Origin of the sequence: Thermohalobaculum sediminis (genome assembly GCF_023487995.1) — a bacterium.
Taxonomy (GTDB): domain Bacteria; phylum Pseudomonadota; class Alphaproteobacteria; order Rhodobacterales; family Rhodobacteraceae; genus Thermohalobaculum; species Thermohalobaculum sediminis.
In genome coordinates, this window is sequence record NZ_JAMFKN010000009.1 from 51,141 (window position 1) to 74,105 (window position 22,965).

A 22,965-nucleotide genomic window follows, 5' to 3' on the forward strand; every position below is an offset into this window, starting at 1 on the left:
CCATCCACCTCTTGGCCGCGCCGCGCGCTGCGCGCTAGGCTCGGCCCATGGCCCAGCCCCGATTCATCCATCTCCGCGTCCATTCCGCCTTCTCGCTGCTCGAGGGGGCGATCCACGTCAAGAAGCTGCCCGCAATGGCCGAGAAGCTGGGCATGCCGGCGCTGGGCCTCTGCGATACCAACAACCTCTTCGGCGCGCTGGAGTTTTCCGAGACCGCGGCTAAGGCGGGCATCCAGCCGGTCATGGGCCTGCAGCTTGCCCTGCGCTACGCCGACACGCGGCCGGGCGAGAAGCCGGTCCCGCCCGCGCCGGTCGCGCTCTATGCCCAGAACGCCGCCGGGTGGCGCAATCTGATGGCCCTGACCTCGGCCGCCTGGCTCGAGACGGATGCGAGCGCCGAGCCCTCGGTGCCGCTGGACAGGCTCGCCCGCCATACCGAGGGCGTGATCTGCCTGACCGGCGGGGCAGACGGTCCGCTCGGCCGCATGATCCGGGCGGGCCGCCAGCCGCAGGCCGAGGCGCTGGCCGCGCGCCTCGCCGCCCTCTTTCCCAACCGGGTCTATGTCGAGCTGCAGCGCCACGGTACCGGCCCCAGCCTGCGCACCGAGGCCGAGGCGGCGTCCGAGCCGGGCCTCATCGAGATCGCCTATGCCCACGACCTGCCGCTGGTCGCCACCAACGACGTCTACTTCGCCGATCCCGCGATGTTCGAGGCGCATGACGCGCTGTTGTGCATCGGTCAGAGCCGGTACGTGAACGAGAGCGACCGCCGCCAGATCACCCCCGAGCACTGGCTGAAGCCCCCCGAGGCGATGATCGAGCGGTTCGCCGACCTCCCCGAGGCCATCGCGAACACCGTCGAGATCGCGCGCCGCTGCGCCGTCCGCCCGCGCACCCACCCGCCCATCCTGCCGAAATTCGCCGATGACGAGGTGGAAGAGCTGCGCCGCCAGGCGCGCGAGGGGCTGGCCGCGCGGCTGGCCGTGATCCCGCATGCGGCGCCGGTGCAGGACTACGAGGCCCGCCTCGACTTCGAGCTCGGCGTGATCGAGCAGATGGGCTTCCCGGGCTACTTCCTGATCGTCGCCGACTTCATCAAGTGGGCCAAGGCGCACGATATCCCCGTGGGGCCGGGGCGCGGCTCGGGCGCCGGGTCGCTGGTGGCCTACGCGCTGACGATCACTGACCTCGACCCCCTGCGCTACGGCCTGCTGTTCGAGCGCTTTCTGAACCCCGAGCGCGTGTCGATGCCCGACTTCGACATCGACTTCTGCCAGGACCGGCGCGAGGAGGTGATCCGCTACGTGCAGGAACGCTACGGCCGCGACCGGGTGGCCCAGATCATCACCTTCGGCGCGCTCCTGTCGAAGGCTGCCGTCCGCGACGTGGCGCGCGTGTTGCAGATGCCGTTCAGCCAGGGCGACCGTCTGTCGAAACTGATCCCGATGGAGGGGGTCAAGCCCGTCTCGATCGCCCAGGCGCGCAAGGAGGAGCCCCGTTTCGCCGAGGAGGCCGCGAAGGACGAGAATGTCGGCATCCTTCTCGACATCGCCGAGAAGATCGAGGGCCTCTACCGCAATGCCTCGACCCATGCCGCGGGTGTGGTGATCGGCGACCGGCCGCTGGTGGAACTGGTGCCGCTCTACCAGGACCCCAAGTCGGACATGCCGGCCACTCAATACAACATGAAGTGGGTCGAGCCCGCGGGGCTGGTGAAGTTCGACTTCCTCGGCCTCAAGACGCTCACGGTGATCCAGAACGCCGTCGACCTCTTGAAGCTGCGTGGGGTCGAGATCGACATCGGCGCCATCCCGCTCGACGACGCCGCCACCTACGACCTCTATTCCCGCGCCGACACGGTGGGCGTGTTCCAGGTGGAATCGGCCGGCATGCGCGACGCGCTGCGGCAGCTCAAGCCCACCTGCATCGAGGACATCGTGGCGCTGGTCGCGCTCTACCGACCCGGGCCGATGGAGAACATCCCGACCTATTGCAACGTCAAGCACGGGGTCGAGAAGCGCCAGAGCCTGCACCCCTCGATCGACCCCATCCTCGACGAGACGCAAGGGATCATCGTCTACCAGGAGCAGGTGATGGAGATCGCCCGCGTCATGGCGGGCTACAGCCTCGGCGGCGCCGACCTCCTGCGCCGCGCCATGGGCAAGAAGATCAAGGAGGCGATGGACGCCGAGCGCCCCAAATTCGTCGAAGGCGCGGCCAGGCAGGGCGTCACCAAGGCCAAGGCCGAGGAAGTCTTTGCCCTGCTGGAGAAATTCGCTAATTACGGCTTCAACAAGTCGCATGCCGCCGCCTATGCCGTGGTCAGCTACCAGACCGCGTATCTGAAGGCGAACCACCCGGTCGAGTTCATGGCCGCGGTGATGAACCTCGACCTGCACCTGACCGACAAGCTCAACACCTACGTCCAGGAATGCAGGCGGGCCGAGATCGAGATCGCGGCGCCTTGCGTCAACCGCTCGGCCGCGCGCTTCACGGTCGAGGAGGGACGCATCCTCTACGCACTGGGCGCGCTCAAGGGCGTGGGCGTCGAGGCGATGCGCGCAATCGAGCGCGCGCGGGCCGAGGGCGGGCCGTTCGACGACCTCTTCGACTTCGCCCGCCGCGTCGATCTGAAGGCCATCGGCAAGCGCGCGCTCGAGATGCTCGCCCGCTCCGGCGCGCTCGGGGCACTAGAGCCCAACCGGCGCCGTGCGCTGATGGCGCTCGACGCGCTGGTGGATTTCTCGGCCACGGTGCACGGGGAGCGGGTGTCCTCGCAGGTCTCGCTGTTCGGCGCCTCCGACGCCCTGCCGCCGCCACGCCTGCCCGACCCCGAGGACTGGCTGCCGACGGAACGCCTGCGCGAGGAGCACGCCGCCGTCGGCTTCTACCTCTCGGGCCACCCGCTCGAGGACTACATGGGGGCGCTGAGGCGCAAGCAGGTCACCACGCATGGCGAATTCGCCTTCCGCACCCAGCGCAGCGGGGGGACGGGCCGGATCGCCGGGACGCTCGCGGCCATCCAGTTCCGCAAGTCGGCCAAGGGCAACCGCTTCGCCTTCATCGGCTTCTCGGACGTCTCGGGCGCCTTCGAGGTGATGGCCTTCTCGGACGTGCTGCACGCCGCCGAAGGGCTGCTGGAACCCGGCCGCAACCTCGTCCTGACCGTCGAGGCCGAGGGCGGGGCCGAGGGCGCGCGCCTGATGCTGCGCGCCGTCCAGCCGATCGAGCAGGTGGTGGCCGACGCGGCCGCCTCGGGCCTGCGCGTGCATGTCGAGACCGAGTCCGCCTTCGCCTCGATCCAGCGCCGTCTCGGCATCTCCCGCACCGCGGCGGGGCGCGCGCGGCGCGGCGAGGGGCCGGTCTCGATCGTCCTCGCGATCCCCGAACTGGGGCAGGAGGTCGAGATCGACCTGCCGGGCAACTTCCCCGTGGGGCCGGAGATCCGGGGCGCGCTGAAGGCCGTGCCGGGCGTGGCGGCTGTCGAGGAGATCTGACGGCGCCTGCGCGACGATCCTCGCCCCGGTCGGCCCGGGGTCGGCGGGCGCCGTGCGCGGCGGTGGCGCAAACTGGCCGGTTATGGCATGATTTTCGAGCGAGAGGCGCGCCTTTCCAGATAACCCTCTACCTTGTTTGACGTTTTCGATGCTTGCGCCTTGGTTGATCTGGATGCGGCCGCCGTTCCATGGCGGAGGCAGGCATGAAGGATCCCCTGATCTGGGCGATCGTGATCGTGGCGGCAGTTTTCTTCTGGTTCTTCAAGGAGCTGCCAAAGACATTGTGAGGACCGCGCGGCAGGTTCAGGTCGCCGCCCCCGGCGCAGCGGTTGGGCTCGATGCCGGCGCAACCCCTCGGCGTCCGCCCTCGCGGCCGATGACGGATCGCGGGTCCGCCGGCAGGGCGGGGTTCACTCGCCACTCCCCGAACGGCTTTGGCAGGAACTCGAATCAACACAAGCAATGAATCGTCATTTCACGCCTGAGAACCCACCCCGCCGCGGCATCCGGACCGGCAGCATCATCCGCACCAGCGGGTTGGCGAAGCGGCGGCAGTCGAGCGTCTCGTGGACCGCGGGCACGCGCTCGCCCATCAGGTGGGTCTCGAGGGCGGCGCGGGTGTAGAAGGGCGCGTCCTCCATTCGCCGCACGATCCGTGCGCCACCGGCCTCGGTTTGCACGAAGCGCCGGACCCCCCAGAAGCCGCGGGGCAGTGGCTGGCGGGGCGGGGGCTCGAACGGGGTGATCGCGCCGTCGCGCCCGATTTCCAGCGCAAGGCCCCGCCGCGTCCCGTCCGCCATCGTCATGTCGTAGAGCACCGCTGCGCCCCGCGAGGTCAGCGCCCGCGACCAGTCCCAGCGGCGGAAGCCGTGCTCCAGCATCTCCGCGCCCCAGTTGCTGTCGAAATATCCGTGCCCTCGCCAGCCGAAGCCCGGCCGATCCGTCTTCACCTCGACGCGCGCCATGGGCGCGATCGGCCACCACCGGTGCCGCCCTCCGGCATCGAGCGCGAGCGGCTCCGTGGTCACCGCCTCGGGCCACAGCGTCACGCGGCCGCGGATGCGCCGGGGCAGGGGGACGGTCACCTCGTCGAACTCGACCCGCAGCCGCGTGCCGTCCCAGTCGAGGCCCGAGGGCCCGACCCGGAACGCCCCCGCCTCGCGCGACAGCGCCCCGCGCCCGCGTTCGGTCATCGCCCAGAGGTTCCCCCGCGGGCCATAGAGGCAGACATTGATCGCGACGTGGTTCTCGGGGTCGCGATGGCCCGCCCAGTTGTAATAGGGCGAGAACACCGAGCCCACGAAGGCGATGACGGTCAGCCCGGCGCCGCCGTCGTCCGAGAGCGCATCGATATACCACCACCGATAGCCACCGGGCGGGACCGCCGTATCGAAGCCCGGTCCGCCATCAGCCGCGCCGCCGCAATCCGGCCCGACAGCGCTGCCATCGGCACCCCCGCCCCCGGATGCGCGCTGCCCCCCGCGAGGTAGAGCCCCGGCAGGCCCGTCGCCGCCCCCGGCCGCCGGAACGAAGCGAAGGCCCCATGTGTCGCCGCCCCGTAGAGCGCGCCCCCCGTCGCCGGGAAGGCCCGCGCGAAGCCCGCGGGCGTCGTCATCACCGTCGCCGCCGGGTCGAGCGCGAGGCTCAGCCCGCAGCGGTCCATCAGCGCGAGGGTCGTCTGCTGGCATCTCTCGATCTCCTCGGCGGTCATCTCGCCCCGGTCGCCGGTTGCGGGGGCATTGATCTGGATGTGGAGCCGCTCGGGTCCCCCGGGCGTGGGGCCGCCTGCGGCGTCGCGATCCTGCGCGCAGACATAGACGGTGGGCTGGTCCGGCAGGCCGCGATCGCGGAACATCCGGTCGAACTCGGCGCGGTAGTCGTCGCTGAACAGGACCGTGTGATGGCTCAGCGGCAGGCCCGCGGTGCTGGCCACCGCGCTCCAGACCACCGCCGACAGGCTGCGCGCGGCGCGCGGCACGGGCGGAACGGCGCGGGCGGCCTCGGGCCCCAGCAGCCCCGTCGCCAGCGCCGCCGCGTCGCCGTTGAAGATCACCGCCGCCGCCCCGATCTCGGCACCGCCCGCCAGTTGCACCCCGGATGCGCGCCCGTCCGCGGTCAGCACCTTTGCCACCGGCGCGCCTGTCATCACCCGCCCGCCCCGCGCCTCGATCAGCCGGACGAGTGCTGCGGCAAGCCCGTGCATGCCCCCCGGCAGGCGCCAGACCCCTGTCTGCTCGACATGCGCGATCAGCATCAGGGTCGCGGGCGCAAGGAAGGGCGACGAGCCGCAATAGGTGGCGTAGCGTCCGAAAAGCTGACGCAGCCGCGGGTCGCGGAAGTGCCGCCCCAACTCGCGCCACATGTTTGTCATCGGACGGGCTGCGACCAGCGCGGGCAGCCCAGCCAGCCCCACCCGGCCCACCACCGACAGCGGCCCCGGCCGCTCGGCCGCGATGAAGCTGTCGCGAAAGACGCCATAGGCCCGCGCCGTCGCCCGCTGGAAGCCGCGGAAGCGCTCGGCCTCGGCCCGCCCCGCGAAGGCCGCGACCGCCGCGACGCTGGCCTCGGGGTCGGCATGGAGGTCGAGGCGGCTGCCATCGGTCCAGGCGTGGCGGGCGAGGATGGCGGCCTGCTCCATCGGGATCAGGGCGTCGAGGCTGCTGCCCGCCTCGGCCAGCAGGCCGTCGAACACCCAGCGCATGGTCATCACGGTCGGCCCGGCATCGACCGCGCGTCCGGCAACGCCGAGCGCGCGCATCTTGCCGCCGGGCGTGGCGCCGGCCTCGCAGATCGTGACCGCCACGCCTCGCGATACCAGCGCGAGCCCGGCCGCGAGCCCGCCGATGCCAGCACCGACGATCACGACATGATCCTGCGCCGCCACCGGCATCCAACCCTCCCGGCCTCCATGACGCGATTTCCGTCAGAGACAATTGACAATCTAGACTGTAAGCTAAAACTTACAATCACGCATCCACAACGCGCTGACATGCGCCGCGAGAGGGAGGCCCGGGCCATGGACGAGACCACGAGGATCGAAGCCGCGCTCGACCGCGCGCTTGCCTATGCCGAGGCGCCGGGCGCCCCGCCGCGATTGGCCGAGGCGATGCGCCACGCCGTATTTCCCGGCGGCGCGCGGGTGCGGGCGCGGCTGTGCCTCGCGGTTGCGCGGGCCTGCGGAGACGCCGACCCCTCGGCCGCGGATGCGGCGGCGGCGGCGATCGAGCTTCTGCACTGCGCCTCGCTGGTGCATGACGACCTGCCCTGTTTTGACGATGCCGACACGCGCCGCGGCAAGCCCACCCTGCACGTCGCCTGGTCCGAGCCGATCGCGGTTCTGGCGGGCGACGCGCTTATCGTGCTCGCCTTCGAGACGCTGGCGCGGGGGGCGGCGCGCGAGCCGCGCAAGCTCGCGGCACTGACGCTGGCGGTCGCGCGCTCAGTGGGGATGCCACATGGTATCTGCGCGGGTCAGGCGTGGGAGAGCGAGCCCGCGCCCGACCTGTCCGCCTATCAGCGCGCCAAGACCGGGGCACTGTTCGTCGCGGCCTGCGTCGCCGGCGCCACGGCGGCGGGGGGCGATCCCGCGATCTGGCGCGCGCTGGGCGACCGGCTGGGCGAGGCCTATCAGGTGGCCGACGACCTGCGCGACGCCATGGCGGACGCGGCAGAGCTGGGCAAGCCGGTCGGGCAGGACGCGGCGCACGAGCGGCCGAACGCGGTCGCGGCGCTGGGGCTCAAGGGCGCCGTCGGGCGGCTGCGCGGGCTGGTCGCGGGGGCGGTCGAGGCGATCCCCGACTGTCCCGGCCGGCCGCTGCTCGAAGCGCTGGTGATGTCGGAGGCCAAGCGGCTGGTGCCGCGCAAGCTCGAAGCCCTGGTGGGCTGAGGGCATGGAGCGGGCCGGGCGCGTCTCGCTCCTCGACGGCCTCAAGGGCTGGCGCGACCGCCTCATCGCGAGCGGCCGCTTCCAGCGCGCGGCAGCCGCCTTTCCGCTGACGCGCGGCATCGCCAACCGCCGGGCGCGCCAGTTGTTCGACCTCACAGCGGGCTTCGTCTACAGCCAGATCCTTTCGGCCTGCGTGCGGCTCGACCTGTTTGCGATCCTCGCGGAAGGGCCGCAAGGCACGGGCCAGGTGGCGCTGCGCACCGGGCTGTCGCACGCCGCGGCCGAGCGTCTGCTCGAGGCGGCGGTGGCGCTGGGGTTGGTCGCGCGTCGCTCGCGCGGGCGCTATGGGCTCGGCCAACTTGGCGCGGCGCTGATCGGCAATCCGGGCGTGGTCGCGATGATCGCGCATCACGACATGCTGTATCGCGACCTCGCCGACCCCGTGGCGCTTCTGCGCGGCGAGACCTGGCCGACCGAGATCGGGCAGTTCTGGGCCTATGCGCGCGACCCCGACAAGCACGGGATCGGGGCCGAGCGGGTGGCCGACTATTCGCGCCTGATGGCGACAAGCCAGCAATTCATCGCTGGGGATGTGCTCGACGCGCTGGACCTGCGCGGCGTGCGGCGGCTGCTCGACATCGGCGGTGGCGAGGGGGCGTTCCTGATCCATGCCGCGCGCCGGGCGCCGCATCTCGAGCTGCGCCTGTTCGATCTGCCGCCGGTGGCCGAGCGGGCGCGGGCACGGTTTGCCGAGGCCGGGCTTAGCGCGCGGGCGGTTGCCGCGGGGGGCGACTTCTTTGCCGACCCGCTGCCGCAAGGCGCAGACGCGGTCTCGCTGATCCGGGTCATCTACGACCACGACGACGATTTCGCGCGCCGGGTGCTTGGCCGCGCGCGCGAGGCGGTTGCGCCGGGTGGCCGCTTGATCCTGGCCGAGCCGATGGCCGGCGCGAAGGGGGCCGAGCCGGTCGGCGCCTATTTCGGCTTCTACCTCGCGGCCATGGGATCGGGTCGCGCACGCCGGCCGGAGGAACTGGTCGCGCTGGTGCGCGAGGCGGGCTTCGAGGATGCCCGTGTCCTGCGCACGCGGCGCCCGATGCTGACCGGCCTGATCACCGCGCGGGCGCCTCGGGCCGCGCCTCGCTCGGTAGTGAACCGACACGATATGTAATGCATGCTTGACGTCTAAAAGTGTCAAGCTAGACTGACAATTGCACAACATGACAGCGGTGTGACAGGCCGCGAGGCGGAGGGGAAGAATGGACGCGCTGGCAGTCGTGATGGATCGGCCCGGGAGCCTCGCGCTCTCGCGTCTCGATCTCGCGGCGCCGGGTGCGGCCGATGTCGTCGTCGAGGTGCGGTGGTCCGGGATCTCGACCGGCACCGAGAAGCTGCTCTGGACCGGGCAGATGCCCGCCTTCCCCGGCATGGGCTATCCCCTTGTTCCCGGGTACGAATCCGTCGGTGAGGTGGTCGAGGCGGGGCCTGCCTCGGGCTGCAGGGTGGGTGAGTTCGTGTTCGTCCCGGGCGCGCGCTGCTTCGGCGACATGCGCAGCCTGTTCGGCGCCTCGGCCTCGCGGCTGGTGGTGCCGGGGACACGGGTGATCCCGCTCGACCGCGGCCTCGGCGAGCGTGGCATCCTGATGTCGCTGGCCGCAACCGCCCATCACGCTCTGGCGCGTGCCGAGTCGGGCAGGCTGCCCAGCCTGATCGTGGGCCACGGTGTGCTGGGCCGGCTGATCGCGCGCATCGCGGTCGCCAAGGGCGGCGAGCCCGTGGTCTGGGAGATCGCGCCCACCCGCATGACCGGCGGCCAGGGCTATCTCGTGGCCCGGCCTCAGGACGATCAGCGCTTCGACTACGCCACGATCTGCGAGGCGAGCGGGGCGCCCGGCATCATCGACCAGCTTGTGCCGCGCCTGACGCGCGGCGGCGAGATCGTGCTGGCGGGGTTCTATGACGCGCGGCTCGATTTCGGCTTCACGCCCGCCTTCATGCGCGAGGCTCGGCTCTCCATCGCGGCCGAGTTCCGCCCGGACGACCTCGCCGCCGTGCGCGGGCTGATCGAGGCGGGGCGGCTCTCACTCGACGGGCTGGTCACGCATCGGTGCGCGGCGGCGGAGGCGGATCATGCCTACCGCACGGCCTTCGCGGACCCCGCCTGCCTCAAGATGATCCTGGACTGGAGGAGCCTGCAATGACCCCTGCCGACGGCGCGCCCGCATCCGCCACGGCCGAGAGCCGGCCCTTCGACAAGATGGTCGCCGACCTGCGCGCCGAGGCCGCAATCGAGCCCGAGGCGCCGGCGAGCAAGGCCACGCGCGAGACGCAGATCATCGCGATCTACGGCAAGGGCGGCATCGGCAAGTCGTTCACGCTGTCGAACCTCAGCTACATGATGGCGAGCCAGGGCAAGCGGGTGCTGCTGATCGGCTGCGACCCGAAGTCGGACACCACGTCGCTGCTGTTCGAGGGGCGGGCCTGCCCCACGATCATCGAGACCTCGACCAAGAAGAAGCTTGCGGGCGAGGAGATCACCGTGGGCGATGTCTGCTTCAAGCGCGACGGCGTGTTCGCGATGGAGCTGGGCGGGCCCGAGGTCGGTCGCGGCTGCGGCGGGCGCGGCATCATCCACGGCTTCGAGACGCTCGAGAAGCTGGGCTTCCACGACTGGGATTTCGACTACGTCCTGCTCGACTTCCTGGGCGACGTGGTCTGCGGCGGCTTCGGCCTGCCGATCGCGCGCGACATGTGCCAGAAGGTGATCGTGGTCGGCTCGAACGACCTGCAGTCGCTCTATGTCGCGAACAACGTCTGCTCGGCGGTCGATTACTTCCGCAAGCTGGGCGGCAATGTCGGCGTCGCGGGCCTCGTCATCAACAAGGACGACGGGACGGGCGAGGCGCAGGCCTTCGCCGAAGCCGTGGGCATCCCGGTGCTGGCCGCGATCCCGGCGCACGAGGACATTCGGCGCAAGTCCGCGAACTACGAGATCGTGGGCAAGCCCGACGGCGAATGGGGCCCCCTGTTCGCCGCATTGGCCGAGAACGCCGCCAAGGCGCCGCCGGTGCATGCCAAGCCCCTGACGCAGGACGAATTGCTGGGCCTTTTCAAGGCCGACGCGACGGGGGCGAACGTCTGGCTCGAACCCGCCACCTTCGAGGACATGTGCGGCAAGGACTACGCGCCCAAGCCCTCGCTCGAAGTCATCTACGATGATGCGTGAGCGGTGATGGACGAGCGCCACCATATCGACGAGGGCCGGGCCGAGGTGGTCTATGACCGTGCGGGAGACGTCCCGCTGGACAGCCCGGCGCCTGCCTCGCGCGACCGGGCCGAAGGTGGCCCGGGGTCAAGCCCGGGGCAGCGCCCCGCCACCGGCTGTCACGCCCCGGCCGAGCAGATGCGCTCGGCGGCGCAAGCCGCGGGCAAGGCTGAGGTCCTGGGCCGCTATGCCGAGGATTATCCCACCGGCCCGCACGACAAGCCGCAATCGATGTGCCCGGCCTTCGGCAGCCTGCGCGTGGGCCTCAGGATGCAGCGCACCGCGACGGTTCTTTCGGGTTCCGCCTGCTGCGTTTACGGGCTGACCTTCACCTCGCACTTCTACGGCGCGCGGCGGACGGTGGGCTATGTGCCCTTCAACTCCGAGACGCTGGTCACCGGCAAGCTGTTCGAGGACATCCGCGACGCCGTGCACAAGCTCGCGGACCCCGCGCTCTATGACACGGTGATCGTCACGAACCTCTGCGTGCCAACGGCTTCGGGCGTGCCGTTGCAGTTGCTGCCGAAGGAGATCAACGGCGTCCGCATCGTCGGCATCGACGTGCCGGGCTTCGGCGTGCCGACCCATGCCGAGGCCAAGGACGTGCTGGCCGGCGCGATGCTGAAATACGCGCGCGAGGAGGCGATGCAGGGCCCGGTCGCGGCCCCCCGCACGCGCAGCGACCTGCCCGGCGTCACGCTGGTGGGCGAGATGTTCCCGGCCGACCCGATGATGATCGGGCGGATGCTCGAACCCATGGGGCTCTCGGCCGGCCCGGTCGTACCGACCCGCGAGTGGCGCGAGCTCTATGCCGCGCTCGACTGCGCCGCGGTCGCTGCGATCCATCCCTTCTACACCGCGTCTTTCCGCGAGTTCAGAGCTGCGGGGCGGCCGATCGTCGGCTCGGCCCCCGTCGGGGCGGACGGCACCCAGGACTGGCTGGAGCGGATCGGCCATGCCTGCGGTGTCGCCCGTGCCCGGATCGACGCCACGAAGAACGCGATGCTGGCCGCGGTGCGTGCGGCGCTGGAAACGGCGCCGGTGAAGGGGCGGATCACGCTGTCGGGCTACGAGGGGTCCGAGCTGATCGTCGCGCGCCTCTTGATCGAGTCGGGCGCAGATGTGCGCTATGTCGGCACCGCCTGCCCGCGCACGCCGTGGTCCGACCATGACCGCGAGTGGCTCGAGGCCAGGGGCGTTCATGTCCGCTTCCGCGCCTCGCTGGAACACGACTGCGCCGCGATGGAGGAATTCCAGCCCGACCTCGCCATCGGCACGACGCCCGTGGTGCAGAAGGCCAAGGCGCGCGGCATTCCGGGCCTTTACTTCACCAACCTCATCTCGGCCCGGCCGCTGATGGGACCGGCCGGCGCCGGCAGCCTCGGGGTCGTCGTCAACACCGCCATCGCCCGCAAGGGGCGGATGGAGGCGATGCGCGACTTCTTCGAAGGCGTGGGCGAGGGTCATGCCGCGGGCGTCTGGGAGGACGTGCCGCGGGACCGCCCCGACTTCCGCCAGAAATACGCCCGCCAGGTCGAGAAGCTGCGCGCCCGCCAGGGCCGGGCAGAGGAGATCGGGACATGACCCTGATCTTCGACCACGACCGGGCAGGGGGCTACTGGGGCTCGGTCTATGCCTTCACGGCGATCAAGGGCTTGCAGGTCATCATTGACGGCCCGGTGGGCTGCGAGAACCTGCCGGTGACCTCGGTCCTCCACTACACCGACGCGCTGCCGCCGCACGAATTGCCCATCGTCGTGACCGGGCTGGGCGAGGAAGAACTCTCGCGCGACGGCACCGAAGGCTCGATGAAGCGCGCCTGGGGCACGCTGAGGCCCGATGAGCCCGCCGTGGTCGTCACCGGCTCGATCTCCGAGATGATCGGCGGCGGCGTGACGCCCGAGGGGACCTCGATCAAGCGGTTCCTGCCGCGCACCATCGACGAGGACCAGTGGCAATCGGCCGACCGCGCCCTGCGTTGGCTGTGGACGGAGTTCGGCCTCAAGGGCGGCAAGGCCCCGAAGCCCCGGCCGCGCAAGGACGGCGAAGCGCCGCGCGTCAACATCATCGGCCCGATCTACGGCACCTTCAACATGCCCTCGGACCTCGCCGAGATCCGCCGGTTGATCGAGGGGATCGGCGCACAGGTCAACATGGTGTTCCCGCTGGGAAGTCACCTCGCCGACGTGGGCCGGCTGATCGACGCCGAGGTGAATGTCTGCCTCTACCGCGAGTTCGGGCGGATGCTGTGCGAGGATCTCGACCGGCCCTATCTGCAGGCGCCGATCGGGCTCAGCTCGACCACCGCCTTCCTGCGCAAGCTGGGCGAGCTCACAGGCCTCGACCCCGAGCCCTTCATCGCGCGCGAGAAGCACACGACGATCAAGCCGCTGTGGGACCTGTGGCGCTCGGTCACGCAGGATTTCTACGGCACCGCGAGCTTCGGGATCGTGGCGAGCGAGACCTATGCCCGCGGCATCCGCCACTTCCTCGAGGACGACATGGGGATGCCCTGCAACTTCGCCATCGCGCGGCATGCAGGCGCCAAGACCGACAACGAGGCGGTGCGCCGCGCCGTGCACGAACGCACGCCCCTGATCCTGTTCGGCTCCTACAACGAACGGATGTACCTGGCCGAGAAGGGCGGGCGCGCGGTCTTCATCCCCGCGAGCTTCCCCGGCGCGATCATCCGGCGTCATACGGGGACGCCCTTCATGGGCTACGCGGGCGCCACCTACCTGGTGCAGGAATGCTGCAACGCGCTGTTCGATGCGCTGTTCCACATCCTGCCGCTGGGGACCGAACTCGACCGCGTCGAGGCGACGCCGAGCCGCGTGCATCACGAGATCCCCTGGGACGACGAGGCGCGGGCTGCGCTGGAGGCGCGGGTCGAGGCCTTCCCGGTGCTCACCCGCATCTCGGCCGCCCGGCGGCTGCGTGACGCGGCCGAGGCCGCGGCGCGGGGCGAGAACGCAGGCCGGGTCGCCCCCGCGCATGTCGCGCGGGCGGGCGAGCTGGTGGCCGCCTGAGGGCGGCGGGGCAAAGGCGCCGGTAACCCGTCAGGGGCTCTGGCGCATCGGAACGACAAGGGGCCATGTGCCCTCAACGACGAGGAGGAGGCCGATGGATCACGCACTCAAGCACGACGCGATCGACCCCGCGCGGCTCGCCCGCGCCAAGGCGCGCGACTTCCGGGTGATGTTCTGGGCGAGCCTGCCCGCCTTCCTGGTTGTGGCGCTGGCGAAGCGGCTGATCCCCGGGCGCGAGCCTTTCCACTCGGTCCATGAGACCCCGCGCCGCGGCATCGTCGCCGACGCGGTGCACATGGCCAACACCTTCATCCCCTTCGCCTTCATGCATTGAAGCGAAGGGCGCCGGGGGAGCGCGGCGGGCGCCGCGGCAGACCCTGGCGGACGAGGCATTCGCCCGGCATCTCGCCGGGCGGAAGGACGGCGGCCGACAGGCCGTTCGTCCGCCCCAGCCGCACGGGATGTGCGGTATCGGCCCGAGTGGCCATCAGCCGGAGGTTGTTCGAATGGCTGACGAAAAGGGCTCCCTCACGGGGCTGACGGACGAAGAGGCGAAGGACTTTCATGAAGTCTACATGAGCGGCTTCACTCTCTTCACCGGGGTCGCCGTGGTCGCCCACATCCTGACGTTCATGTGGAAACCGTGGTTCGTCTGAGGAGGCGATGATGCAGAAGTTCTACAAGATCTGGCTCGTCTTCGACCCGCGGACCGTCCTGGTGGTGCAGGGGATCTTCCTGTTCGCCCTGGCGGTCATGATCCATCTCGTCGTGCTCTCGACCGACCGCTTCAACTGGCTCGAGGAGGACAAGACCGCCTCGCTCGACCAGTCGGCGGTGATCGAGGCGCCGGCGACATTGATCGGCTGACGCCCGAGACTGGCCGCGGGCGGGGCCGTTCCCGCCCGCGGCCGAACGAATGGCGATGCGAGACCGCGCGCGCCCCTGGGCACGGCGGATCCGGAGGACCCAACCATGGCCTTGCTCAGCTTTGAAAGAAAATACCGCGTCCGGGGCGGGACGCTCATCGGCGGCGACATGTTCGACTTCTGGGTGGGGCCGTTCTATGTCGGCTTCTTCGGGGTGACGACCATCTTCTTCTCGGTGCTGGGGACCGCCCTGATCTTCTACGGCGCAGCCCTGCAGGGGACGTTCAATCCCTGGACCATCAACATCGCGCCGCCGGACCTGAAATACGGGCTGGCGCTGGCGCCGCTGAAGGAAGGCGGGTTGTGGCAGGTCATCACGATCTGCGCGATCGGCGCCTTCGCCTCGTGGGCGCTGAGGCAGGCCGAGATCAGCCGCAAGCTGGGCATGGGGCTGCACATCCCCTTCGCCTTCAGCTTCGCGATCCTCGCCTACGTCACGCTGGTGGTGATCCGGCCACTGCTGATGGGCGCCTGGGGGCACGGCTTCCCGTACGGCATCTTCAGCCACCTCGATTGGGTGTCGAACGTCGGCTACCAGTACCTGCACTTCCACTACAACCCGGCGCACATGATCGCGGTGAGCTTCTTCTTCGCCAACGCCTTCGCGCTGGCGCTGCATGGCTCGCTGGTGCTCTCGGCGGTGAACCCCGAGAAGGGCAAGCCCGTCCGCACGCCCGAGCACGAGGACACCTTCTTCCGCGATTTCATCGGCTACTCGGTCGGCACGCTCGGCATCCACCGGCTCGGCCTGTTCCTGGCGCTGTCGGCGGCGTTCTGGTCGGCGGTGTGCATCGTCATCTCGGGGCCGTTCTGGACCCGCGGCTGGCCCGAGTGGTGGAACTGGTGGCTCGACCTGCCGGTCTGGGGCTGATGGGGGACTGACCAATGACCAGCATCGAATATCAGAACATCTTCACGCAGGTGCAGGTCCGCGGCCCGGCCGAGGAAGGCGTCGCCCTTCCCCGCGGCTCGTGGAAGCGGACCGGGACCGGGCGCTTCAACTACTGGCTCGGCAAGATCGGCAACGCGCAGATCGGGCCGATCTACCTGGGGGGGCTGGGGCTGACCTCGATCATCTTCGGGACGCTCTCGCTCAACATCATCGGCTTCAACATGCTGGCGTCGGTGAACTGGGACATCCTCGAGTTCCTGCGCCAGTTCTTCTGGCTCGCGCTCGAGCCGCCGGGGCCCGAGCACGGCCTGTCCATGCCGCCGCTGAACGAGGGCGGCTGGTACATGATCTCGTCGCTGTTCCTGCTGATCTCGGTCATCGCCTGGTGGATGCGGACCTACGAGCGGGCGCATGCGCTGGGGATGGGCAAGCATGTCTGCTGGGCCTTTGCCTCGGCGATCTGGCTGTTCCTGGTGCTGGGTCTCATCCGGCCGCTGCTGATGGGGTCCTGGGCCGAAGCCGTGCCCTACGGCATCTTCCCGCATCTGGACTGGACCGCGGCTTTCTCGATCCGCTACGGAAACCTCTTCTACAACCCGTTCCACGCGCTCTCGATCGCCTTCCTCTACGGCTCGGCGGTGCTGTTCGCGATGCACGGCGCCACGATCCTCGCGGTGAGCCGGCTGGGCGGCGAGCGCGAGATCGAGCAGATCGTCGACCGCGGCACGGCCTCCGAGAGGGCGGCGCTGTTCTGGCGCTGGACCATGGGCTTCAACGCCACGATGGAGTCGATCCACCGCTGGGCCTGGTGGTTCGCCGTGCTGGTCACCCTGACGGGCGGCATCGGCATCCTGCTGACCGGAACCGTTGTCGACAACTGGTACCAGTGGGCCGTCGATCACCAGTTCGCCCCGAGCTACCCGGCGGTCTATCCGTCCGCGGTCGACCCGGCGGCGGCAGGCTGAGGGAGAGGGATCATGAGAAGAAGTGACACACGCATCGCGATCCTGACCCTTTCGGGCTTCATCGCCATCGTGTTCTTCGGCTGGGTCGTGGGTCCCCGCACCCCGGTCGAGGTGGACCAGGTGGGCTATCGCGGCGTGGCGATGGAGCAACTCGCCTTCGCCGACGACAAGGCCGCGCTGCTGGCCGCGAACGTGGCGCCCGAGCCGGTCTATGACCGCGACACCGAGGACACCACCAAGGCGTCCGAGATCTACGAGAACGTGCAGGTGCTGGGGGACCTCTCGGATGCCAACTTCACCCGGCTGATGGCGCAGATCACGGAATGGGTGAGCCCCGAGCAGGGTTGCGCCTACTGCCACAACGACGACGGCAACTTCGCCTCGGACGACAACTACGCCAAGATCGTCTCGCGGCGGATGATCCAGATGACGCAGCACATCAACTCGCAGTGGCAGGATCACGTGGGGGCAGTGGGCGTGACCTGCTACACCTGCCATCGCGGCAACCCGGTGCCGGAGAACATCTGGTTCACGGACCTGTCGACCACCCGCACCGGCCCCGCGCTGGGCTGGCGCGACGGGCAAAACGCGCCCGGGATCGGCTCGATGTCGCTGCCGACCGATCCGCTTACCCGCTTCCTGCTCGAGGATCACCCGATCCGCGTGCAGACGAACCGGGCGCTGCCGGATGGCGTCAACACCCAGACGATCAAGTCGACCGAGTGGACCTACTCCCTGATGAACCACATGTCGGAAAGCCTGGGCGTCAACTGCACCTTCTGCCACAACAGCCGCGACTTCGCGGTGTGGGCCGAGAGCCCGCCGCAGCGGGCCGTGGCCTGGCACGGGATCCGCCTGTCGCGGGATCTCAACCGCCAGTTCCTCGAGCCGCTGCAGCCGGTCTACCCGGCCCACCGACTCGGCGCCGAGGGCGACGCACCCAAGGCGAGCTGCGCGACCTGCCACAACGGCCTCAACAAGCCGCTGATGGGGGTGAGCATGCTGGAAACCTTCCCCGAACTGCAGGCGCCGGGGGCGAACTGAGGGCCTGACATCCCCCGGGCGCGGGTTCGCGGCTGGGGGTACACCTGACATCGCCATGTCGGAGGGGCGGGGCACGAGGGTGCTCCGCCCTTTCCACGTCGGGGCGTTGCGAGGGGGCCGTGAGCTACCAGGTAATCTCGAAGGTGCAGGCGGGCGCGCCCTCGGCCTCGCAGGCGGTCTCGCGCACCTGCGCGCGGTGGTGCACGAGGGCGCGAAAGATCCCCTGAAAGACGGCGGTGTAGAAGACGCAGACCGGTCCGCCGCCCGCGCCGCGGGTACAGATCGGGCAGCCCGCGATCGAGACCGTGCAGCCGCGCCCGACCCGCGCCGAGAAGCTGCCCGAGCCCGCGAAAGTCCAGGCGTGCCGCCGGATCCCCGCGATCAGCGCCATCGCGGCAAGGCGCGGCGGCAGCCAGCGCAGCAGTCGTTGCGCGGGATGCGGGATGCGATGGGCGAGCAGGTAGTCGCCTGTCCGCAAGCCTGCCTCCCACGACAGCCGCGCTGCCTCCTCGTCGCCCATCCGCTGCCAGAGGCAGGAATGGAGGGCGCGCACCTCGGTCTCGGGCACCATGGCCTGTGGCGACTCGGCGAAATGCGCGGCGAGGCCGGCGGCACCGAACAGGGCGCGCGCGGCCTCGGCCCCATGGTGGCGCGCGACCGCCGCGCCAAGCTGGGTGATGGCGTTCGGCCCGACCAGGCCGGCATGCCCGTGGGCGGTGGCAGTCATCTCAGCTTGCGTCCATCCCCGCGCCCTGCGGCATCTCGAACTCGCCGGCCGGCCCGCCGCCGCAGGCCTTGACCGCGGCCATGTTCGCCTTCGCCTTGCGCGAGCGGTCGGCCGCGGCCTCCCAGTCGGCCATCTGGGCGGGCGCGATCCTGCGCGAGCGGTCGAAGTGGAAATCCACTTTCTTCTTCGACTGCGGCCCCCAGTAGTTGACCTTGCCAAGGTCGTAGAACTTGCGCTCGAAGCCCGACTTCAGGAACGCCTTGAGGCAGCCAAGCAGATAGCGCCGCCGCTTGCCGGTGCCCTGCCACGGGTAGGAGAACAGCGCCTTGCGCATGTAGAAGCGGCGGTAGTTGTTCATCACCCGGTCCAGGAGCTCGGCGCGGTCCATTGCGTCGGGCTTTATGATCGGGGTGACGAAGTTGTATTTCTCGAAGTCGAAGATCTCTACCTTGTCGCCTAGGTCGCGGAACAGGTCCGAGAACGGCCAGGGCGTGTACATCGACCAGTTGGCAAGATCGGGGTTCCAGTCCCGTGCCATCTGGTAGGTCTCCTCCAGCGTCTCGGCGGTCTCGTTCTCGAGGCCCACGATGAACTGCGCCTCGGTGACGATGCCGTTCTCGCGCAAAAGCTGGATGGCGCGCTTGTTCTGCTCGATCTTCGTCTCCTTGTTGAAGAGGTCGAGCTTGAGCTGGCTCGCGGCCTCGGTGCCCAGCGAGATGTGGATCAGCCCGGCGCGGCGATAGAGGGGCAGCTCCTTCTCGTCGCGCAGGATGTCGGTCACGCGGGTGTTGATGCCCCATTGCACCTTGTCGGGCAGGCCGCGGGCGATCAGCTCCTCGCAGAAGGCGACGAACTTCTTCTTGTTGATGGTGGGCTCCTCGTCCGCGAGGATGAAGAAGCCGACGCCGTGGTTGGTCACGAGATCCTCGATCTCGTCCACCACCACCTTGGGGTCGCGGATGCGATAGTCGCGCCAGAACTTCCACTGCGAGCAGAACGAGCAGGTGAAGGGGCAGCCCCGCGCCATGTTCGGGATCGCGACGCGGCAACCCATCGGGATGTAGATGTATTTCTCCCATTGCAGGATCGACCAGTCGGGCCTGATCGCGTCCAGCTTCTTGACCGTCGAGGCGGCGGGGGTCGCGACGATCCGCTCGCCGTCGCGGAAGGCGAGGCCCTTCACGGCGTTGCGGGTTGCCAGCCAGTTGCCCGCCTCGATCGCGTGCATCAGCTCGACGATGATCTCCTCGCCCTCGCCGCGCACGATGACATCGACGGCGGGGGCCTCGGACAGGACCTGGTTGTACATGAAGGTCGCATGAACGCCGCCCAGCACGGTGACGATGGCGGGGCTGACCTCCTTGGCGATCTCGCAGACCCGCTCGGCCTTGTAGATCGAGGGGGTGATGGCGGTGACGCCCACAACGTCGGGACGGGCGTCGGCGAGCGCCGCGCGGATCTGGTCGTCGGTGAGGTCGTTCGTCATCGCATCGACGAAGCGCACGTCCGAATAGCCCGCGGCCTTCAGCGCGCCGGCGATGTAGGCGGCCCAGGCGGGCGGCCAATTGCCCGCGATCTCGGCGCCGCCGGAGTGGTAGTTGGGGTGGACGAGGACGATGCGCATGGGTCGGTTCCCTCCCGCCGGGAAAATGCCATTGCGGAAGTCTGACAGTGGAATATGTCACGACACATTGACATAAGTCATGCCGCGGGGATGATCCCAAAGTGAAACTTGTTCGGGTCAGGCGAGGGAGTCGCGCCCCTCCCATGTCCCGTCATGGCTGATCACGGCAAACCGCGCGAAAAGCTCCTCCGTGAACCAGTCGCCCGCGCGCGCATCGGCGATGGCGGTGCGGTGGCCGTCGCCACGATAGGCGAAGGCGCGCATGGCTTCGGCGCTTTGCCAGATCGAGAAGGTGACCTGATGCAGCCAGGGCACCTCGCCCATGCCCATGCGGAACAGCATCGCGGGCGCGGCACCGATCTGAGCGTTGATCGCGGGCACCTTGCGCCAGAAGGCGCGGGCATGGCGCGGCTTGACCGAGGCGCGCGTCAGCACCGCCAGCGGCGCGGGCGGAGATTCGGACCGCGCGGCCTCGAAGGGCGCAAAGCCCGACCAGCGGCCGGTGGAATGGATGGGCGCGAGATAGACGGTGAACTGCTCGGCCGCACGGGCGCGAAAGCGGCGGAACACGCCCCGGTCCATCGCCGCGCGAGCGGTGGCGGCGTCGGGCCATGTGGCGAGGATCGCCCAGACCCCGAAATTCGGCCAGGGGTCGAAGTTCAGCCCCGATCCCGTGCCCATCAGCTTGGCGAAGCCGATGCCGGGCGTGCGCGACAGCGGCCGCCGCGCGAGGCCCATCTGCCCGAATGCCCAGAGCCGCGAGGCAAGCCCGTCGAAGCGAAAGACGCTGAGGCTGACGACCTGTCGCCCGGCCTCCTGCCCGGTGCGCCGCGCGGGGGCGTGACCGGAAAGCGCGCTGTGCGGCGCATCCCCGATCGTTCCCGTCCGCTGGTCCATCGCCGCCCCCCGGAAAAGAAACGAGCCGGCAAGCAGGCTCGGAGGAGAGAGAATTCAGGGCCGACGCGCGTTTATTGCGCCGCGCGCGGCATCCGCGCGAGGCGGCACTGCGCCCACAGCGCTTCCAGCGCGGTGGCGAGATGGTCGAGATCGGCCTCGCTGTGCAGCGGGCCGGGCGTGAAGCGCAGCCGCTCGGTGCCGCGGGGCACGGTGGGGTAGTTGATCGGCTGCACGTAGACGCCCCATTCGTCCAGCAGCAGGTCGGACAGCCACTTGCACTTGACGGGGTCCTTCACCATCACCGGGACGATGTGGCTGGGATTCGGCAGGTGCGGGATGCCGATCTGGTCGAGCCGGGCGCGAAGCTGGGCCACCCGCAGCTTCTGGAGGTCGCGCTCCTCGGAGCTTTCCTTGAGGTGCCGGATCGCGGCCCGCGCGCCGGCGGCCACCGCGGGGGGAAGGGCGGTCGAGAAGATGAAGCCCGAGGCGTAGGAGCGCACGAAATCGCAAAGCGCCGCGGAGGCCGCGATATAGCCGCCCATCACGCCGAAGGCCTTGCCCAGCGTGCCCTCGATGACCGTGATGCGGTCCGTCAGCCCCTCGCGCTCGGCCACGCCGCCGCCGCGGGGTCCATACATGCCGACCGCGTGCACCTCGTCGATGTAGCTGAGCGCGCCGTATTCCTCGCAGACATCGAGGATCTCGGCGATCGGGGCGATATCGCCGTCCATCGAGTAGACCGACTCGAAGGCCACGATCTTCGGCCGCGCGGGGTCGAGCGCCGCGAGCTTCTGCTCGAGGTCCATCACGTCATTGTGCTTCCAGATGACCTTCTCGGCGCGGCTGTGCCGGATGCCCTCGATCATCGAGGCGTGGTTCAGCGCGTCCGAGAGTATCACCGCATTCGGAAGCATCGAGCCCAGCGTCCCCAGCGCCGCCCAGTTCGAGACATAGCCCGAGGTGAACAGGAGCGCCGATTCCTTGCCGTGCAGGTCCGCCAGCTCCTGTTCCAGCAGGACGTGGTAGTGGTTGGTGCCCGAAATGTTGCGCGTGCCGCCCGCGCCCGCGCCGCAGCGGTCGAGCGCCTCGTGCATCGCCGCGAGCACCTTCGGGTGCTGGCCCATGCCCAGATAGTCGTTCGAGCACCAGACGGTCACGTCGCTTTGCGCGTTGCCGGTCCGGCGTGTCGCGCGGGGGAAGGCGCCACGGTGCCGCTCGAGATTGCAGAAGACGCGGTAGCGCCCCTCGTCGTGCAACTTCGCGATGCGGTCGCGGAAGAAGCCTTCGTAGTCCATGGGTCATCCCCCTTGTATCGGTGCCGGCATCCCGCCCGCGAGGGTGCGCGCACCCCCCGAACGGTGTCCGGTTTTGGACGTCACGTAAGCGGTCTGCGCGTCGATGTCGACCATCCCCGTCGCCGCAGGGGACGCTTTGCCGCGTCCGCCGCCCTCGAGGAACCATTTCCACAGCGCCGTTTCCTGCACTGGGAGCACGAGGAGCCAGTGCTCGACGATGCCCAGCGCCAGCATCGTGCCGAACAGCGCGTAGGCCGCGGCGTGGAACGGGTCGAGCCCCGGCTCGCTGGCCCGCCAGCCGACCAGCGCCAGCAGCACGGTCGCTGCCGTGATTACCACGGGCAGCAGGGGATTGAGCGGTGCCGTGCGGAAGAAGCTGCCCAGATGCGCAAGATCGGCGGGCAGCAGCTCGCGCGGCGGGTAGGGCACGCCGAGAAACAGGTTGAGCTTGGCCGACAGCCGCATCCCCATCAGCAGCACGAAGGTCCATGCGCCGACCTGGTTGGGATGCCCCCAACTCAACAAGACCATCAGCGTGCCGAGCCCGAGAATCGCAAGCTCGTGCCACAGGATCGCCGCGACCGCGTAGGCAAAGCGCCCCCACGGCCCGGCATCGGGCGGGCAGGGCTGCTTGCGCGGGCCGGTGACGGCGCCGAACAGGAAGGCGATCTCGATCCAGGCCCAGGCCATGACGCCGCAGGCGAACGAGACGAAGGCCGCCCAGATGGCGGTGTCGTCCCGGATGCCCTTGGCACAGGCGAGCGCGAGGGCGAGCAGCACCGTCGCGCCCGTCACCGTCATCGACCGCGCCGCCTCGCCCCGCCGCGCCAGCCAGAAGATCGCGCCGGTGGAGAACCACCAGACGAACAGCGCGAACAGCACGGGCAGCCAGAGTTGCGTCACGGGCACGGGGCCTTT

General features: G+C 69.7%; 20 protein-coding genes. 13 read left to right on the forward strand and 7 right to left on the reverse strand.

Translation table 11 applies throughout. The annotated features are described in order from the left end of the window. The first annotated feature begins 47 nt into the window (after positions 1-47). A complete protein-coding gene (gene dnaE / locus M1105_RS16515; RefSeq protein WP_249581483.1) occupies positions 48-3,497 on the forward strand; it encodes a DNA polymerase III subunit alpha in 3,450 nt (1,149 codons plus the stop codon). Between the two features lie 470 nt (positions 3,498-3,967). Here dnaE and M1105_RS16520 read toward each other — a convergent pair whose 3' ends face one another. Beyond that, a complete protein-coding gene (locus M1105_RS16520; RefSeq protein WP_249581484.1) occupies positions 3,968-4,798 on the reverse strand; it encodes a carotenoid 1,2-hydratase in 831 nt (276 codons plus the stop codon). A gap of 14 nt (positions 4,799-4,812) precedes the next feature. Further along, entirely contained in the window at positions 4,813-6,387 is a 1,575-nt protein-coding gene (gene crtD, locus M1105_RS16525) for a 1-hydroxycarotenoid 3,4-desaturase CrtD (protein ID WP_264759685.1), read from the reverse strand. Between the two features lie 126 nt (positions 6,388-6,513). Here crtD and M1105_RS16530 point away from each other — a divergent pair, with 126 nt between their 5' ends. The 12 genes from M1105_RS16530 (at position 6,514) to pufC (ending at position 17,504) form a co-directional block, all read left to right on the forward strand. Beyond that, positions 6,514-7,383, forward strand: coding sequence for a polyprenyl synthetase family protein (locus M1105_RS16530; protein ID WP_249581485.1), 870 nt, complete (start codon positions 6,514-6,516; stop codon positions 7,381-7,383). A 4-nt stretch (positions 7,384-7,387) separates the two neighbouring features. After that, the gene (locus tag M1105_RS16535; RefSeq protein ID WP_249581486.1) at positions 7,388-8,554 is read left to right on the forward strand and encodes an acetylserotonin O-methyltransferase; all 1,167 of its coding nucleotides are present in this window, start codon (positions 7,388-7,390) and stop codon (positions 8,552-8,554) included. A gap of 88 nt (positions 8,555-8,642) precedes the next feature. Beyond that, positions 8,643-9,584 carry a chlorophyll synthesis pathway protein BchC gene (bchC, locus tag M1105_RS16540; RefSeq protein WP_406600638.1) on the forward strand — a complete coding sequence of 314 codons (942 nt, stop codon included), beginning with the start codon at positions 8,643-8,645 and terminating at the stop codon, positions 9,582-9,584. 56 nt (positions 9,585-9,640) lie between these two features. Beyond that, a complete protein-coding gene (locus M1105_RS16545) occupies positions 9,641-10,609 on the forward strand; it encodes a chlorophyllide a reductase iron protein subunit X (protein WP_249581607.1) in 969 nt (322 codons plus the stop codon). Between the two features lie 6 nt (positions 10,610-10,615). Further along, a complete protein-coding gene (gene bchY / locus M1105_RS16550) occupies positions 10,616-12,232 on the forward strand; it encodes a chlorophyllide a reductase subunit Y (RefSeq protein ID WP_249581487.1) in 1,617 nt (538 codons plus the stop codon). Further along, entirely contained in the window at positions 12,229-13,677 is a 1,449-nt protein-coding gene (bchZ, locus tag M1105_RS16555; RefSeq protein ID WP_249581488.1) for a chlorophyllide a reductase subunit Z, read from the forward strand. The genes bchY and bchZ overlap by 4 nt, the downstream gene beginning before the upstream one ends. A 94-nt stretch (positions 13,678-13,771) precedes the next feature. Further along, positions 13,772-14,011: a hypothetical protein gene (locus M1105_RS16560; RefSeq protein WP_249581489.1), complete on the forward strand. Its 240-nt coding sequence runs from the start codon at positions 13,772-13,774 to the stop codon at positions 14,009-14,011. 172 nt (positions 14,012-14,183) lie between these two features. Next, positions 14,184-14,333 carry a light-harvesting antenna LH1, beta subunit gene (pufB, locus tag M1105_RS16565; protein ID WP_249581490.1) on the forward strand — a complete coding sequence of 50 codons (150 nt, stop codon included), beginning with the start codon at positions 14,184-14,186 and terminating at the stop codon, positions 14,331-14,333. Between the two features lie 10 nt (positions 14,334-14,343). Further along, positions 14,344-14,544 carry a light-harvesting antenna LH1, alpha subunit gene (gene pufA / locus M1105_RS16570; RefSeq protein WP_249581491.1) on the forward strand — a complete coding sequence of 67 codons (201 nt, stop codon included), beginning with the start codon at positions 14,344-14,346 and terminating at the stop codon, positions 14,542-14,544. Positions 14,545-14,649: 105 nt separating this feature from the next. Then, on the forward strand, positions 14,650-15,474 hold the full coding sequence (gene pufL / locus M1105_RS16575; RefSeq protein WP_249581492.1) for a photosynthetic reaction center subunit L: 825 nt from the start codon (positions 14,650-14,652) through the stop codon (positions 15,472-15,474). A gap of 14 nt (positions 15,475-15,488) precedes the next feature. After that, on the forward strand, positions 15,489-16,460 hold the full coding sequence (gene pufM, locus M1105_RS16580) for a photosynthetic reaction center subunit M (RefSeq protein ID WP_249581493.1): 972 nt from the start codon (positions 15,489-15,491) through the stop codon (positions 16,458-16,460). A gap of 12 nt (positions 16,461-16,472) precedes the next feature. Next, entirely contained in the window at positions 16,473-17,504 is a 1,032-nt protein-coding gene (pufC, locus tag M1105_RS16585) for a photosynthetic reaction center cytochrome PufC (protein WP_249581494.1), read from the forward strand. A 124-nt stretch (positions 17,505-17,628) separates the two neighbouring features. Here pufC and bchJ read toward each other — a convergent pair whose 3' ends face one another. The 5 genes from bchJ to puhE form a co-directional block, all read right to left on the reverse strand. Beyond that, positions 17,629-18,231, reverse strand: a complete 603-nt coding sequence (gene bchJ / locus M1105_RS16590; protein WP_249581495.1) for a bacteriochlorophyll 4-vinyl reductase — start codon at positions 18,229-18,231, stop codon at positions 17,629-17,631. A 1-nt stretch (position 18,232) separates the two neighbouring features. Beyond that, positions 18,233-19,855 (reverse strand): magnesium-protoporphyrin IX monomethyl ester anaerobic oxidative cyclase, encoded by a 1,623-nt coding sequence (gene bchE, locus M1105_RS16595; RefSeq protein WP_249581496.1) that lies wholly within the window; start codon positions 19,853-19,855, stop codon positions 18,233-18,235. Positions 19,856-19,972: 117 nt separating this feature from the next. Next, positions 19,973-20,752 (reverse strand): spheroidene monooxygenase, encoded by a 780-nt coding sequence (locus M1105_RS16600; protein WP_249581497.1) that lies wholly within the window; start codon positions 20,750-20,752, stop codon positions 19,973-19,975. Between the two features lie 71 nt (positions 20,753-20,823). Continuing rightward, positions 20,824-22,047, reverse strand: a complete 1,224-nt coding sequence (hemA, locus tag M1105_RS16605; RefSeq protein WP_249581498.1) for a 5-aminolevulinate synthase — start codon at positions 22,045-22,047, stop codon at positions 20,824-20,826. 3 nt (positions 22,048-22,050) lie between these two features. Continuing rightward, the gene (puhE, locus tag M1105_RS16610; RefSeq protein WP_249581499.1) at positions 22,051-22,956 is read right to left on the reverse strand and encodes a putative photosynthetic complex assembly protein PuhE; all 906 of its coding nucleotides are present in this window, start codon (positions 22,954-22,956) and stop codon (positions 22,051-22,053) included. Positions 22,957-22,965 lie beyond the last annotated feature (9 nt).

What these genes read in the sequence shown, in the direction of transcription:
- crtD (WP_264759685.1), bottom strand. Translation starts at nt 6,387, where the DNA reads ATGCCGGTGGCGGCGCAGGATCATGTCGTGATCGTCGGTGCTGGCATC.
- pufC (WP_249581494.1), top strand. Translation starts at nt 16,473, where the DNA reads ATGAGAAGAAGTGACACACGCATCGCGATCCTGACCCTTTCGGGCTTC.
- pufL (WP_249581492.1), top strand. Translation starts at nt 14,650, where the DNA reads ATGGCCTTGCTCAGCTTTGAAAGAAAATACCGCGTCCGGGGCGGGACG.
- M1105_RS16560 (WP_249581489.1), top strand. Translation starts at nt 13,772, where the DNA reads ATGGATCACGCACTCAAGCACGACGCGATCGACCCCGCGCGGCTCGCC.
- M1105_RS16600 (WP_249581497.1), bottom strand. Translation starts at nt 20,752, where the DNA reads ATGGACCAGCGGACGGGAACGATCGGGGATGCGCCGCACAGCGCGCTT.
- pufA (WP_249581491.1), top strand. Translation starts at nt 14,344, where the DNA reads ATGCAGAAGTTCTACAAGATCTGGCTCGTCTTCGACCCGCGGACCGTC.
- M1105_RS16545 (WP_249581607.1), top strand. Translation starts at nt 9,641, where the DNA reads ATGGTCGCCGACCTGCGCGCCGAGGCCGCAATCGAGCCCGAGGCGCCG.
- dnaE (WP_249581483.1), top strand. Translation starts at nt 48, where the DNA reads ATGGCCCAGCCCCGATTCATCCATCTCCGCGTCCATTCCGCCTTCTCG.
- hemA (WP_249581498.1), bottom strand. Translation starts at nt 22,047, where the DNA reads ATGGACTACGAAGGCTTCTTCCGCGACCGCATCGCGAAGTTGCACGAC.
- M1105_RS16530 (WP_249581485.1), top strand. Translation starts at nt 6,514, where the DNA reads ATGGACGAGACCACGAGGATCGAAGCCGCGCTCGACCGCGCGCTTGCC.
- bchJ (WP_249581495.1), bottom strand. Translation starts at nt 18,231, where the DNA reads ATGACTGCCACCGCCCACGGGCATGCCGGCCTGGTCGGGCCGAACGCC.
- M1105_RS16535 (WP_249581486.1), top strand. Translation starts at nt 7,388, where the DNA reads ATGGAGCGGGCCGGGCGCGTCTCGCTCCTCGACGGCCTCAAGGGCTGG.
- bchE (WP_249581496.1), bottom strand. Translation starts at nt 19,855, where the DNA reads ATGCGCATCGTCCTCGTCCACCCCAACTACCACTCCGGCGGCGCCGAG.
- bchY (WP_249581487.1), top strand. Translation starts at nt 10,616, where the DNA reads ATGGACGAGCGCCACCATATCGACGAGGGCCGGGCCGAGGTGGTCTAT.
- bchZ (WP_249581488.1), top strand. Translation starts at nt 12,229, where the DNA reads ATGACCCTGATCTTCGACCACGACCGGGCAGGGGGCTACTGGGGCTCG.
- pufM (WP_249581493.1), top strand. Translation starts at nt 15,489, where the DNA reads ATGACCAGCATCGAATATCAGAACATCTTCACGCAGGTGCAGGTCCGC.
- pufB (WP_249581490.1), top strand. Translation starts at nt 14,184, where the DNA reads ATGGCTGACGAAAAGGGCTCCCTCACGGGGCTGACGGACGAAGAGGCG.
- bchC (WP_406600638.1), top strand. Translation starts at nt 8,643, where the DNA reads ATGGACGCGCTGGCAGTCGTGATGGATCGGCCCGGGAGCCTCGCGCTC.